Genomic DNA, 13,766 nt, shown 5'->3' with positions numbered 1-13,766 from the left:
CTCTTCCGGCGCTGAGCCACCAGCGTCCACAGGTTTTGTGAGTTGCTTCATATTCTTCGCAACTATCAGCAGGTTGCGATAATTTGAAAGGGTGCCGAGGATCACAGGGGAAAACGAATGACCGTTCTTGATTTTCGAGCGGCCGTTGGCGCAGGGTGGAAGTTCAGAGAACGAGCGTTCGGTTTGATCTGGGGGTCGGCGTGGCGCAGATGACTCTGGAGCGGGTGGGACAACCGTCATCACGTCCGACGGTGACCAGACCGCCGGGCGGAATCTGGCGGATCGTGCGGGAGATCGCACTGCTGGCGGTGCTCTTCGGGGTGTACAACCTCGGCCGGTTCCTGTCCGCGGAGCACACCGGATCGGCGTACAAGCATGCCGATGGGCTGATCCGCTGGGAGAACTGGCTCGGCTTGCCGAGTGAGGCGGCCGTGCAGCAGCAGGCGTTGCGGGTCCACGGTTTGGCCGATCTCGCCAACGTGTTCTACGCGAGCGTGCACTTCCCGCTGACGGCCCTGGTGCTGCTGTGGTTGATGATCCGGCGGCCGGTCGAGTACGGGAAGGCGCGTTGGGCGCTCGCGTCGCTGACCGGGCTGGCCTTGATCGGGCACATGTTCTTCCCGCTCGCGCCGCCGCGGCTGATGCCGGGCTGGGTGGACACCGGGGTACTGCTCGGCCAGTCCGTGTACGGAGCGAGCACCGACTCCGGGGTGGCGAACCAGTTCGCCGCGATGCCGAGCCTGCATGTCGGTTGGGCATTCATGGTCGCGGTGTTCCTGATCCGGGCCACTCGCAGCCGCTGGCGCTGGTTGTGGATGGCGCACCCGTTGCTCACGTTCACGGTCGTCGTCGTGACGGCCAACCACTACTGGCTCGACGGCCTGGTCGCGATCACCCTGGCACTCCCGCTGCTCCTGATCTTCGACGCACGGCGGGTGCGCATCCCCGCCGACGTCTCCCAGCTCGATCAGCGTCTGCCCGCGGTGGCGAGTTCCTCGTCGGCGCGGACCAGGTAGGGCTCGCGGTCGAGCACCAGCCGGGCCGCGGCCGCACCGATGTCGAACCACAGCCCGATCAGCTCGAGCCGCCCTTCGGCCTCGGCCGTGCGGACACAGGCGAAACTGCGAAGGTTCGCCAGTTGTACGCCGACATTCGCGACGGACAGCTTGTCGGCCGGGGACAACTTCACGCCGGTCGCCGGGTCGACGATGTCCGGCAGCCCGACCGCACGGCGTACCGAAGGCTCGAGGTGGCGTAGCCAGTTCTGCAGGCCGGAACCGGCCGGGACGTTCGCCTCCAGCGCGGCCGCGGCGGCGCCGCAGTGCGAGTGGCCGCAGACCACGATCGACTTCACGCCGAGGACGTCGACGGCGTACTGGATCGCGGCGTCGACAGAGCTGCTGTTCGAGCCCTTCGGCGGAACGAGGTTGCCGATGTTCCGCACGCAGAACTGATCGCCTGGACCGCTGGTCGTGATCATCGTCGGCACGATCCGCGAATCGGCACAGGTGATGAACAGCTGCGCCGGCCGCTGCCCGTCCGCCGCCAGCTTCGCGAGCATCGGCCGGATCAGATCGGCCGAGGCCTCGAACTCACGGATCCCGTCCAGCATCGACACGCGCTGGTCGGGCTCGGGGATGACCTGGGGTTGCCAGGGCATCAGCCGTCGCGCCGGATCGGCGTGCATGGCCGCCCGGAACGCGGCCCGGTTGACCTCGACCGAACCACCGCGGGCGATGTGCCCACGCCGCCAGTCCTCGATCGCCTCGTACGCCGCGTGGTCGAGATGGTCGACGTCCAGGTCGACCCGGACGGCGGCGCCGGACGGGATCGACCGCAGTGTCCGGACCAGCGAGGCGACCCCGAGGAACACGAGCGTGCCGCGGATCCGCACGGTCCACAGCCCGTCGTCCTCGGTTGCGGTCACCGTCGCCCGGGCGAGTCGGTACAGCACGCGCACGATCGCGAGCGCCAGTCCGATCAGGACACCTTCGGCCAGTCCGAGGACGGCGACGCCCGCCGCGGTCACGACGTACACGAGCAACTCGTCGTGCCGGCGCAGCGTGCGGATGTGGGCGAGCTGGACCAGGCGCAACCCGGTGACGAGCAGGACGCCGGCCAGCGCGGCCATCGGAATCAGCTCGAGCATCGAGCCGGCCGCGAGGACGAACGCGGCGATCCAGATGCCGTGCAGAATCGCGGCAGCGCGGGTCTGCGCGCCGGCGGCGACATTGGTGGAGCTGCGCACGATCACGCCGGTCACCGGCATGCCGCCGAGCGCGCCGGACACCGCGTTCGCGGCGCCTTGGCCGATCAACTCGCGATCGAGGTTGCTGCGCCGGCCGCGATGAAGCTTGTCCACGGCAACGGCCGACAGGAGCGACTCGACGCTGGCGACCAGGGCAACGGTCAGCACCGCGGTCACGATCTCCCACGGCGTGCCATCGGGGATCGCGGGCATGATCAGTTCCTGCAGCGGCCGGTCGGGTAGGTCGACCCTGGCGACGTCGACCATGAAGACCGCGGCCAAGGCGGTCACTGCGACCACGGCGACCAGCGGTGCCGGAATCACCTTGACTTTGGGCAGTCTGGGCCACGCCAGCACGATGGCGACGGTCAGTACGCCGACCACGACGGAGTGACCGTGATGGGCGATCAACTGCGCGGGCAGCGCGGCCACATTCTCGATCAGGGAACTCTGCGCCTTGCCGCCGAGCACGACCTGCAACTGCTGGACGGCGATCGTCACGCCGATCCCTGCGAGCATGCCGTGCACCACGGCGGGAGACAGGGAGAGCGCGAGCCGCCCGATCCGGGTGATGCCCAGCAGGATCTGCACGAGGCCGGCGGCGCAGGTGATGCCGGCGGTCGCGGCCCAGCCGAACTGACCGACCAGGCCGGCGACGACGACGGTCAGGCCGGCGGCCGGACCGCTGACCTGCAACGGGGAGCCGCCGAGCACACCGGCGACCACCCCACCGACCACTGCGGCCACCAGGCCGGCGATCAGCGGGGCGCCGGAGGCGGCGGCGATCCCCAGCGAGAGCGGCACTGCGATCAGGAAGACCACCAGCGAGGCCGGGAGGTCGTGGTGAAGGACGGACCGCCAGGAAACGCGTTCAGTGGCGGTAGGGGAAGGTGACGTGGTCGGCACGGGTCCTCCGGCGTCGGGTGCTCTGGGCAACTGCTCGGGCATCTGGCGTCGAAACAAAGAGTGTCGATCTGGTCACCCATCGTACTGACCCGATCAAGACCCGAGTAGCGCCAATTCCAATTCGTTGCCTGGGGCGCCGAAGATGACGATTGCTCAGGGCATCGATTCTGCGGGGAACAGGACCCGGCGGGCGTGGTCGGTGTCGAGGTACTCCCGGACCGCGACGATCAGGCCGTCCCGAACGGTGAAGACTCCGCCACATTTGTTGTCGTAGGCACCACCGGCGCGAGCGGTCGCCTGTGCGATCCACTCGGCGAACACCTGCTCGCCGTCGGCGATGACGTTGACCAGCTTGATGGTCACCGGCGTACCCGGGGCGAAGAGGTTGCCTGCGGCCGCACCGAGGAACTCGTCGACGACCATCTCCCGTCCCTTCCAGTCGCCGGACAGCGGGAGGTCGCCGGGGTACGTCCACACGACGTCAGGCGCGAAGCCGGCCCGGATCGTCGGCAGATCACCCGCCGCCACTGCCTCGACGTACCGGGTCACAACGGTCTTCGGATCCATCGGTGCTGCCTCCTCCTCATGCAGGGTCAGTACGGCGTTGCCGCGGATGCGGCGCTCACGCAGGTCATCGAGGACGGCGTCCGTCCGGGACCAGTCCTCGACGCGGCCGAGCTCCGGGTGGAGCCGGCCGGATGCAACCAGCCGGACCAGGGTTGCCAGGTCCTCGTCGTCGCGGCCGTGGACGTAGTGGAAGTGCCGGATACGCGCTGCCTCGGGAGCGGTGAAGAAGTCGAAGAAGTCGAGCGTCACCGGTTGCCGGCTGACCTCGCCGAACCAGATCAGGTCACCACCGGGGACCAGCTTCGACAACGCGACCGGCAGGCTCTCGCCACCGACGGATTCGAAGACGAGGTCGTACGGTCCGGGTGCGTCCCCGACGTCGTACACGAGATCCTGGGCACCGAGTTCGAGCAGTTGCTCGCCGCGGGCGGGGGACGAGACGACGGCCGTGACGCACGCGCCGGCGCCGGCCGCGAGTTCGGTGAAGTAGTGGCCGACTCCGCCGGACGCGCCGGTCAGGAGGATCCGCCGTCCGATCACGCTGCCCGCCGTACGCAGCAAGCGCAGCGCGGTCAGCCCGGCCAGCGGGAGCGCGGCAGCCTGCGCGAAGGAGATGGTGTCCGGCAGTACGGCGACCTGGGTGGCCGGTGCGGTCACGCGCTCGGCCCAGCCCGAATGGGGGAGATGTGCGACCACGCGGGTGCCGACCGGCGGACCGTCAGGGGCGGCCTCGATCACCCGGCCGGCGATGTCCTTGCCTGGTCGCCACCCGTCCTGCGGCCGCTCCAGCTGGAACGTCTCACCGCGGTTGATCGAGAACGCCGCCACCTCGATCACCATCTCGTCTGCACCCGGCCGGACGTCGTCGACATCCGCGAACCCGATCCTGCCGGTGTCCACCGGAACCACTGCTCTCATGGCCGTTCTGCTCCTTCACCTAGACTCGGCAATGACGCTACGAACCGGTCGTGGCGGGCGGAAGACAGCACTAATTACTGCCATAGGCACCGAATGGATACCGACCAGGTCAGAGGTAGGTGGGACGCCACGAAAGGCGCCTGCCCGACGCGTCAGGTGCTCGGCCGGATCGGCGACACCTGGACGATGCTGGTGATCAGCACGCTGGAGAAGGGCGGCACGCTGCGCTCCGGCCAGCTCAAGTCGATCATCGAGGGCATCACCCAGAAGATGCTCACCCAGACGCTGCGGCACCTCGAGCGCGACGGCGTCGTCCGGCGTGACGTTGTTCCTACGGTGCCGGTAACGGTCAGCTATACGCTGACGCCGCTCGGCCGGAGCCTGGCCGCCGCCGTCGCGACGATGCGGACCTGGGCCTACGACCACATGGACGAGATCGCCGCCGCCCGCGACGAGTACGACGCCAACACCTGAGGAGTCACGTGGATCTGCAACTGTCCGGGAAGACCGCGGTCGTCACCGGAGCGAGCAAGGGCATCGGCCTGGCCTGTGTGGAGGCGCTCGCCTGGGAGGGTGCGACGGTGATCGGGATATCCCGGGACGCCGGGAACCTGGCGAAGGCGCAGGAGGAGCTTGCGGCCAAGGGCCTGAGCTTCGAGGTGCAGGCGGTCGACCTCACCGATCCCGACGCGACCACGGCGGCCTTCGAGCGGATCGGCGTACCGGACATCCTGATCAACTGTGCGGGAGCGGCCCGGCGGACGCCCGTGGACGAGTTGGACAGCACGACACTCCACGCCGCGATGGAGGCGAAGTACTTCACCTACATGCACGCGACCGAGGCGGTCATCCGCGGAATGGCCGAGCGCGGCAGTGGCGCGATCGTGAACGTGGTCGGCCAGGGCGGCCGCGCGGCGAACCCGCTGCACATCGGCGGCGGCGCGGCCAACGCGGCGCTCATGCTGGCATCGGTCGGCTATGCCAAGGCGTACGCCGCGCAGGGCGTCCGGGTGAACGTGATCAACCCCGGCACGACCCGGACCTCCCGCGTCGACGAAGGCCTCGAGGCGGCGGTCCGCGCGACCGGCCGTCCCAAGGACGAACTGCTCCAGGAGCTGGTCGCCGAGATCCCTCTCGGCCGCGCCGGCGAACCGAGCGAGATCGCCGACGTCGCCGTCTTCCTCGCCTCCCCACGGGCCAGCTACGTCACCGCCTCGATCATCACCATGGACGGTGCCACCACCGCCGCCATCTGAGCTCAGATCGGCGGGCCGTCGCTGATCTCGCGGTCGGAGAACGGGGTGATGGGCCGGGCCTTCGGCTCGCCGTCGATGGTCAGGTCGACCTTCTCGTTGAAGAAGGAGACCAGGCCGGTGATCGGCAGCAGCGGAGCGGTCGGGAAGTCGTACGACCAGGCGAGATCGCGGCGGTCGCCGACGGACCAGTAGTCGGACGTCCGGCCCTTGTACGGGCACGCGCTCCGGGTGTCACTCGGGGTCAGGTGCTCGAAGTTCACCTCGGTCCGCGGGAAGTAGTAGCGCGGCGGCAGCCCGGTCTCGAACACGATCACCGTCGAACGGGACTCGGCCAGCAGCTTCCCGTCCAGCTCGACCTTGACGTGCCGGCCGGACCGGATCGCGTCACAGCGGGAAAACGGGTTCCGCGGATGGACGAAGACTTCCTCGTCTTCCTCGAACCAGCTGTCGAAGGCGTCCCATTGGAACCGCACCCGGTCCTTTGCGACGCCCTCGTCGTACACCCAAGCCTTGCCGGATCCGGCCGTGTGCACCCGCGCGACGCCGTGGTCGAACTCCTTCGTCTCGCCGGTGTCGGTCAGCACACCGTCCGCCACGTCCGCGAGCGGGATGTAGTACTGCGGGTACGGCGGGAACTCCCACAGATAGATCGCGTCCGTCGTGTCGAGAACGACGCGGTTGCCAAGGGTCGCGCGCACCCGGCGGGGGACCGGAGCGGTTCCGCCGGGTGGCACGAGTGCTTCTGGATAGGCGCTCATGAATCCATCGTCCGTCATACCTCGCCACTACGGCAGACGTCGTACGAACGGTTCCGGAACGAGTCAGACGGTGATCCAGTCGATGTCGGCGATGTAGCCGGTCGGGTTGCTGACCTTGATGGAGTTGGCTCCGGCGGTCAGCGTCATCGGGAGGTAGGTCACCTGCGGCGTCCCCCAGTCGTTGTCGCCGAGACCGGAGTAGTTGGCCCAGTAGGTGTCGGTGCCGTTCACCGTGAGCATGCTCTGCCGGCTGGTGTCGCCGTCGGTGTAGGCGATCTTGACCAGGTACGTGCCGGTGGCCGGGACGGTGATGTTGTTCAGCGTCACCGTCGCGTCACCGCCGATGTTGCCGATCTTCGCGCCACCCGAGCACAGGGAGCACCCGGAGATGCCCGCGTTCCCGGTCAGCGTGCTGGTCGGCGCCTCGGCCTCGTACCGGACCGGTCCACCCGACTTCGCGGTGAACATGGTGACCGGCGCGCTGGCATCCGACGTACGGCCGCCGTTCACGCCCTTCACCGTGAAGGTGTACTGCGTCTGCGGCAGCAGCCCGGTCACCACGGCGCTCGTGGTCGAGCTGGTCGCCACCTGCTTGCCATTGGCAAACACCTTGTACGACGAGGCGCCGGTGCTCGGCCGCCAGGTCAGCGATGTGGTGGTGCGGCTGACGTCCGTCGCGGTCAGGTCGGCCGGCTTGGTCGGACCTGATGTGTCGTTCGGCGTGATCTTGTACAGCTTCGACCCGTGGGCCGGCAGCGCGGCGGAGACCTGGCCGGAGACATTCCGGGTGTTCTGGTCCGCCCAGATGTCGCGGACGGTCGCCTTGCCGGTGATGCCCAGCTGGTCGAAGCTGCCGGTCACCGTGGCCGGGGTGTCGGCCAGGTTGAACAGTGCGACCGTGACGCTGCCGTCGGCGTTCTTGGCATACCAGGTCTGCTGCAACTGGTCCTGGTTCAGCGGGCGGGCCGGGTTGCCGGACTGGTCGATCGCGATGACCTCGCGGTTGGTCAGCAGCTTGAGGCCGTACGCGTCGAGCTTGGTCAGGTCGTCACCGGCAAACAGCGGTGCGGCGTTGATCGCCCAGAACGTCATGTAGCTCTGCCGCTCGGCGTCGGTGAGGCCGTCCATCGCGCCCACGCCGACGTTGATCGCGTCCAGGTTGTTCCAGTGCCCGGGGCCGGCGTCGTCGATCCACTGCGGCAGGTCCCACCAGCGCGCCTTCACCGAGCTGTCCCAGCGGACGATCGTGTCGCAGTAGCACTCCACGTCGGTGTCGATCCGCCAGCCGTTCGAGTTCTGCTTCCAGACATCGGCGTACCGGTGACTGAGGGACCAGGACAGCGTGTACATCATCGGGCGGCCGGCGTTCTGCACCGCGCGCCACCAGGCCTCGATGTCCTCGGTGTTGTTGTGGTTCGGGTCGTCCGGAGCACCCTTCCAGGAACCCGGTCCGACGCCGTCCATCTTGATGAAGTCGACACCCCAGCTCGCGAAGAGCTTGGCGATCGAGTCGGCGTACTTCTGCGCGCACGGGCTCTCGTAGTTGATCTTGTACGCCGCGTCCCAGCCGTTGGTCTTGCGCAGGTCCGGGTAGACGATGTCGCGCGTGAAGCAGCCGGGTGCGTCGTAGATCGGCGTGTTGCCGTCGCGGTAGACGTCCGTGCCGAGGCCGACGGTGGTGTAGATGCCGAACTTCAGCCCGAGCTTGTGGATGTCGTCGCCGACCGCCTTCATCCCGCGGGGGAAGCGCTTCGCCATCGCGACCGGGCGGCCGTACTCGTCGCCGCCGTCCTGCCAGCCGGCGTCGACGTTGATGTACTCGTAGCCGTACGGCTTGAGCTTGGTCGCCAGCGCGTGCGCCTGGGTGAGGATGTTCTGCTCACTGATGAAGCTGCCGGGGCCGTCCGGGTTCACGCCCGGGTAGTTGGTGGACTGCAGACTCCAGCTGCTCCAGCCCATGTACGGCTTGGCGGCAACCTGTGGGTACTTGGCTGGTACTGGCTTCTGGGCTTGGACGACAACGGGTTGGGCTGCGTCGGCGGGGGCGATCGCGGCTGCGGTCGACACCAGGGCGACGGCGGCCAGCACGATCGTGGTGCGTTTGCGGAGAGACATTCGACGATCCTCCACGGGAGGAGAGGGCGGACCCGGCCGAGCCTAGGGTCGCTTAATTTACTGCGTCAAGTATTCAGCTCCCCTGACTTCCTGTGACACGACTGCCATCGAACCTTCATCAACTTCGTTCCGCGGGCCGGACGTCGTACGAGCGAAGGGACCGGCTCGTGAGGATGCCGGTCCGCAGAGCAGGAGGGGGTTCCATCATCAGCACGTCAAGGAAACTCGGCCGGACGGCGATCGCCGCGGCCGGAGCGGCCGGACTGGTCGCGATCGCGGCCCTCGGCGCGTCGGCGGCGTCGTCGAGGACGGCGGCGACCGCGCGGCCGGCGCTGAAATTGGTTGCCGGAAGCACCGATGTCACGCTGGACAGCATCCCGGACTACGGCGTCGACCTGGATCTCGGCACCCACGTGGTGGCCGGCAACGCGCCGATCGAGGTACGGGCGACGCGGGCGTCGTACAAGTCGCCGGTCGTTGCGAAGCAGTACGTCAACGGGAAGCCGGCACGCGTCCTGCCGCAGGGCCTGGTCACGGACTTCTCCGGGCTGGGGAAGTTCCTGCACATCACGATGACCGATGCGTCCGGCAAGAAGGTGCTCGACCAGGATCAGTCGGTCTGCTTGAACGGTGAGGGGTCGCGGACCCGTCCCGATGCGCCGGCGACCTCGCCGTACCCGGAAGGCTGTTCGGCGAACCCGTTCACGCAGGGCGCGGTCTGGGGTCTGCAGACCGGCTGGTCGTCCAACACGTTCAGCGGGTACGGCGTACCGGTGAATCTTGCCGTGGGCAAGTACAAGGCGACGGTCACGGTCAGCAAGGCATATCGCGACTTCTTCAAGATCGGTGCGTCCGACGCGGCACTCACCTTGAACGTGACCGTGCAGCAGAGCGACGGCTGTGGCGACGGTCACGGCGTCCGTGGCTGCTTCGCCACCGCTCAGCAGAAGACGGCCGCGGCGGGTTCGGTGGCGCCGAAGCCGAACGCGACCCGACCGACCGGGAAGCCGAGTGTGCCGAACGGGCCGAAGCCGGACCTCCGGCCGGTGCCCGCGTGGGGCATCGAGGTCCTTCCGGGCGACGAAGGCACGCCTGACGCACAGAAGGACTTCCTGCAGTTCTCCGCGACCGTGTGGAACGCGGGGCCGTCGCCGCTGGTGCTGGACGGGTTCCGGCAGCAGGGCAAGGACCTGATGGACGCGTACCAGTACTTCTACGACGCTCAGGGTAAGCAGGTCGGTTATCAGAGCACCGGCACGCTCGAGTGGGACGGTCGTGACGGCCACAACCACTGGCACTTCACCGACTTCGCCCGCTACAGCCTGCTGAACTCGAAGCAGACCGAGGTGGTCCGCAGTCAGAAGGAGGCGTTCTGCCTGGCCGCGACGGACTCCATCGACTACACGGTGAAGAACGCCAACTGGCACCCGCAGAACACCGACCTGCACACGGCCTGCGGTAACCACGGATCGCTGTCGGTTCGCGAGGTCCTGGACGTCGGCTCCGGCGACACCTACGTGCAGTCCCTACCCGGCCAGTCCTTCGACGTGACGGACCTGCCGAACGGCACGTACTACGTTCAGGTGACGGCCAACCCGGAGAACCGCCTGTTCGAAGCGAGCACCAAGAACAACGTGGCGCTCCGCGAGGTCGTCCTCGGCGGCACCAAGCACCACCGCACCGTCAAGGTCCCGCCGGTCGGCGTGATCAACGTTCCCTGATGCCGCGAGCTTCTCAGCGTTCTCCAAGGCATGCTGTGGCTACGATGCTCGAACGCCGATCCGGAGGAGTGGGACAGTGCGCCGCTGGATCTTCGTGACGGTACTGGCCCTGGTCGCCGCCGCGGCCGGGTGTCACTCCGCCGGTCGGGAGCCGCCGGCCGCGTCGGTGCCGACGAGTCGCCCGAGCTCACCGCCGGCGCCACCGGTCCGCGCCAGTGGCGGGTCCGCCCTGGCTGAGAATGCGAAGCTCGGTACGACGCAGTGGGTTCTGCCCGCGAACCGGCTCGCCGGCCCCGTCGAGCTCGCCGGGTATACCGACCGGGTCAGTGTCCGCAGCGGCCAATCGTTCCGGCTGTACGTGACCTCGACCGCCGGCGCCTTCACCGTGCGCGCGTTCCGGATCGGCTGGTACGGCGGAAAGGGGGCGCGACTGGTGTGGACCTCGCCGGCCGTTCCCGGCCTGGTCCAGCCGGTGCCGACCGTGGGTGCTGACCGCATGGTCAGCACGAATTGGCGTCCCTCGCTCACCGTGCCCACGACAGGCTGGCCGGCCGGCGCCTACCTGCTGCTGCTCACCGCGGCGAACGGCAAGGAGAAGTACGTCCCGATCACGATCCGCTCGGATTCGACGCGCGGGGCGGTCGTCATCGTCGATGCCGTCAACACCTACCAGGCGTACAACGCCTGGGGTGGCTACTCGCTCTACCACGGCCCGCACAACTCGTTCGCGACCCGCGCGTACCGGGTGAGCTTCGACCGGCCGTACGACCGTGACGGTGCGCATCTCCTGGTGCAGTCCGAGCTGCCGTTGATCCAGCTCGCCGAGCAGAGCGGCGTACCGCTGGCTTATCTGACCAGCTTCGACCTGGACACCGATCCGCACGTGCTCGCCGGTGCGCGAGGGATCGTGTCGGGTGGGCATGACGAGTACTGGACCACCGGGATGCGGGCAGCCGTCACCAAGGCGCGCGACGCGGGCACGAATGTCGCGTTCCTCGGCGCGAACGCGGTCTATTGGCGGGTCCGCTACGAACCTGGCCGGCTGGGCTCGCAGCGTGTGCTGGCCGGCTACAAGGATGCTTCGGCCGATCCGCGGAAGAATCGGCCGGACACGACGGTGAAGTGGCGAAGCGCTCCGTTCCCGAGCCCGGAGAACAGCCTGACCGGCATGCTGTACGAGTGCTTCCCGGCGGAGGGATCGTTCGTCGTCCGGGATCCCGGGTTCTTCCTGTTCGCCAGGACCGGCGCGGCCAGGGGATCGTCGTACCCAGGCCTGGTGGCGACCGAGATCGATCGTGCCTATCCGATCGCGGGTACGCCGGCCAACCTCCAGGTGGTGGCGCATTCGCCGGCCACCTGCGGTCCGGGGCGGCGTACCTTCTCGGATGCGACGTACTACACGGTGCCGTCCGGAGCCGGCGTGTTCGACAGCGGTTCGATGGAGTGGGTACGCGCGCTCCACGGGCCGGACTCCAAGCACTCGCTCAAAGCGCCGTCGGTCGCGTTCGCCCGGACAGTGACGCTGAACCTGGTACGGGCGATGGCCGCGGGTCCGCTCGGCCACGGCCATCCCGCCCGCGGGGACCTGGCCGCGCTGGGCGCGTCGACGGACACGTCCACCGGCAGCGGTGGCCGCGTCGGTTGATCAGCGATTGCCCGGGACAGGGCCGAGAGGCAGCTTCGCGGCCCTGTCCCGGATGGCTAGTGGTGTTGCGGGCGGCGGCGCGGCCGCAACGGCCGGGTGTGCGGGTCCGTGCGAGCGTGCTGACGGCGTCCGATGACGAACGGACGGGACGTCCGCGGCACCGGGACGCCGGTGGGGGCCGAGAGCTGGATCGAGGTCTGCTCGAGGTTGAGGCGGACCGGGGCCTGGTGCCAGGGCGAGCGGGTGCGGACCACGACCAGCCGGAAGCGGCCGTCGCGGCGGAGGCGGAGGGCGATCGCAGTGGTTGCCACGGCCGGGATCAGACCGGCGAGCAGCAGCGCCGAGCGGGCGCCGAAGTGCTGGGCGAGGAACCCGACCGTCGGACCGCCGATCGCGCCGCCCCCGATGAACACCAGGTTGTAGATCCCGGACACTCGCCCACGCAGTCCGTCGGGCGTGGTCAGCTGGACCATCGACTGCGCCGCGGTGAGGAACATCAGCGTCGCCAGGCCTTGCGCGGCCAGCACGGGGATGAACGTCCACAGGGCGGGCTGGATCGCGGCCAGGATCTCGGCGCAGGCCAGCAGTGCGGCGATGCCGACCAGGTTCCGCAGGCGGGTCGGCCGGACCCGGCGCGCCGACAGCAAGGCCCCGGCCAGCGCCCCGACCGCGACCACCGAGTTGAGTACGCCGTACCCCGACGCGCCGATGTGGAAGACCCGGTCGGCGAACGCCGTCAGTGTGACCGGCAGGCTGATCGTGAACATTCCGTAGACACCGACCAGCGCGATCGCCCACCGGACCGCGGGCTCGTGGAACGCGTACCGCACGCCGTCGCGCAGGCCGTCCCGGATCCGCAGGCCGGCGCTCGCCTTCCGGGCCGCCTGCAGCCCGGGCATCTCGTGCTCGCGCATCCGCAGCAGCGCGGAGATCGAGCCGAAGAAGGTGACGGCGTTCAGCGCGAAGGCCCAGCCGGTGCCGACCGCGCCGAGCAGCGCGCCGCCCAGGGCCGGGCCGATCAGGCTGCCCAGCTGGAAGGTCGACGAGACCATGCTGATCGCGTTGCGCAGCCGCTGCTTGCCGACGAGTTCGGTGACGAACGACTGCCGGGTCGGGTTGTCGACCGCGGTGGCCAGGCCGAGGATCAGGGCCATCATGTAGACCTGCCAGACCTGCACCTGGCCGGTGAACGCCAGCACCGCGAGGATGCCGGCCAGCGAGCCCATCGTCGACTGCGTGACCAGCAGAATCTTGCGCTTCGGGAACCGGTCCGCGAGCACCCCGCCGTACATGCCGAGCAAGAGGGTGGGGAGGAACTGCAGTGCGGTGGTGAATCCGACCGCGGTCGCGCTGCCGGTGAGCGTGAGAACCAGCCAGTCCTGGGCGATGCGCTGGACCCAGCCGCCGATCGAGACGCACAGGAGGCCGCTGACGAGAAGCCGGAAGTTGCGGACCTGCAGAGCGCTGAACGTGTCCCGGAATCCGGGCCGGCGCTGCGCCGGCGGGAGTTCGCCGGGGCCGGGTGGGGGTGTGTTGCGGTGGGTGTGGAAGTCGGGGACGGATGGGACAGAACCGGTGGCCCGGGTGGTCAAGAGCGATCCCTACACGAGTGGACTGGTCAGGGGAGGACAT

Annotated in this window: 10 protein-coding genes; 5 read left to right on the top strand and 5 right to left on the bottom strand. The window is 68.7% G+C overall.

Features of this window, described 5'->3' with window-relative positions:
* The first annotated feature begins 251 nt into the window (after nt 1-251).
* Nucleotides 252-1,016 carry a phosphatase PAP2 family protein gene (locus OG876_RS41195; RefSeq protein WP_328522168.1) on the top strand — a complete coding sequence of 255 codons (765 nt, stop codon included), beginning with the start codon at nt 252-254 and terminating at the stop codon, nt 1,014-1,016.
* Here the strand turns inward: OG876_RS41195 and OG876_RS41190 are convergent.
* The gene (locus tag OG876_RS41190) at nt 968-3,154 is read right to left on the bottom strand and encodes a bifunctional SulP family inorganic anion transporter/carbonic anhydrase (RefSeq protein ID WP_328522167.1); all 2,187 of its coding nucleotides are present in this window, start codon (nt 3,152-3,154) and stop codon (nt 968-970) included. The two genes, OG876_RS41195 and OG876_RS41190, sit on opposite strands and share 49 nt — an antisense overlap.
* A gap of 153 nt (nt 3,155-3,307) precedes the next feature.
* On the bottom strand, nt 3,308-4,639 hold the full coding sequence (locus tag OG876_RS41185) for a nuclear transport factor 2 family protein (protein WP_328522166.1): 1,332 nt from the start codon (nt 4,637-4,639) through the stop codon (nt 3,308-3,310).
* 93 nt (nt 4,640-4,732) lie between these two features.
* Between OG876_RS41185 and OG876_RS41180 the strand changes: the two genes are divergently transcribed.
* Both OG876_RS41180 and OG876_RS41175 read left to right on the top strand, forming a co-directional pair.
* Nucleotides 4,733-5,113: a winged helix-turn-helix transcriptional regulator gene (locus tag OG876_RS41180; protein WP_328522165.1), complete on the top strand. Its 381-nt coding sequence runs from the start codon at nt 4,733-4,735 to the stop codon at nt 5,111-5,113.
* Nucleotides 5,114-5,121: 8 nt separating this feature from the next.
* Nucleotides 5,122-5,895 (top strand): SDR family NAD(P)-dependent oxidoreductase, encoded by a 774-nt coding sequence (locus tag OG876_RS41175; protein WP_328522164.1) that lies wholly within the window; start codon nt 5,122-5,124, stop codon nt 5,893-5,895.
* Nucleotides 5,896-5,897: 2 nt separating this feature from the next.
* Here OG876_RS41175 and OG876_RS41170 read toward each other — a convergent pair whose 3' ends face one another.
* The gene (locus OG876_RS41170) at nt 5,898-6,653 is read right to left on the bottom strand and encodes a DUF427 domain-containing protein (protein WP_328522163.1); all 756 of its coding nucleotides are present in this window, start codon (nt 6,651-6,653) and stop codon (nt 5,898-5,900) included.
* A 63-nt stretch (nt 6,654-6,716) separates the two neighbouring features.
* Nucleotides 6,717-8,768: a fibronectin type III domain-containing protein gene (locus OG876_RS41165; protein ID WP_328522162.1), complete on the bottom strand. Its 2,052-nt coding sequence runs from the start codon at nt 8,766-8,768 to the stop codon at nt 6,717-6,719.
* A gap of 173 nt (nt 8,769-8,941) precedes the next feature.
* Between OG876_RS41165 and OG876_RS41160 the strand changes: the two genes are divergently transcribed.
* Both OG876_RS41160 and OG876_RS41155 read left to right on the top strand, forming a co-directional pair.
* A complete protein-coding gene (locus OG876_RS41160) occupies nt 8,942-10,489 on the top strand; it encodes a lysyl oxidase family protein (RefSeq protein WP_328527018.1) in 1,548 nt (515 codons plus the stop codon).
* Nucleotides 10,490-10,565: 76 nt separating this feature from the next.
* Complete coding sequence (locus OG876_RS41155) at nt 10,566-12,134, top strand: N,N-dimethylformamidase beta subunit family domain-containing protein (protein ID WP_328522161.1); 1,569 nt, start codon at nt 10,566-10,568, stop codon at nt 12,132-12,134.
* Between the two features lie 56 nt (nt 12,135-12,190).
* Here OG876_RS41155 and OG876_RS41150 read toward each other — a convergent pair whose 3' ends face one another.
* Complete coding sequence (locus OG876_RS41150) at nt 12,191-13,726, bottom strand: MFS transporter (RefSeq protein WP_328522160.1); 1,536 nt, start codon at nt 13,724-13,726, stop codon at nt 12,191-12,193.
* Nucleotides 13,727-13,766 lie beyond the last annotated feature (40 nt).

It is taken from the genome of Kribbella sp. NBC_00359 (assembly GCF_036097425.1).
GTDB lineage: Bacteria > Actinomycetota > Actinomycetes > Propionibacteriales > Kribbellaceae > Kribbella.
Note: the sequence above shows the minus strand (reverse complement) of the source record. Positions and strands in the feature narration are given on the sequence as shown.

Bases quoted from the DNA above. Each gene is read 5' to 3' on its own strand.
- OG876_RS41185 (WP_328522166.1), bottom strand. From the start codon at position 4,639: ATGAGAGCAGTGGTTCCGGTGGACACCGGCAGGATCGGGTTCGCGGAT.
- OG876_RS41180 (WP_328522165.1), top strand. From the start codon at position 4,733: ATGGATACCGACCAGGTCAGAGGTAGGTGGGACGCCACGAAAGGCGCC.
- OG876_RS41170 (WP_328522163.1), bottom strand. From the start codon at position 6,653: ATGAGCGCCTATCCAGAAGCACTCGTGCCACCCGGCGGAACCGCTCCG.
- OG876_RS41165 (WP_328522162.1), bottom strand. From the start codon at position 8,768: ATGTCTCTCCGCAAACGCACCACGATCGTGCTGGCCGCCGTCGCCCTG.
- OG876_RS41160 (WP_328527018.1), top strand. From the start codon at position 8,942: ATGCCGGTCCGCAGAGCAGGAGGGGGTTCCATCATCAGCACGTCAAGG.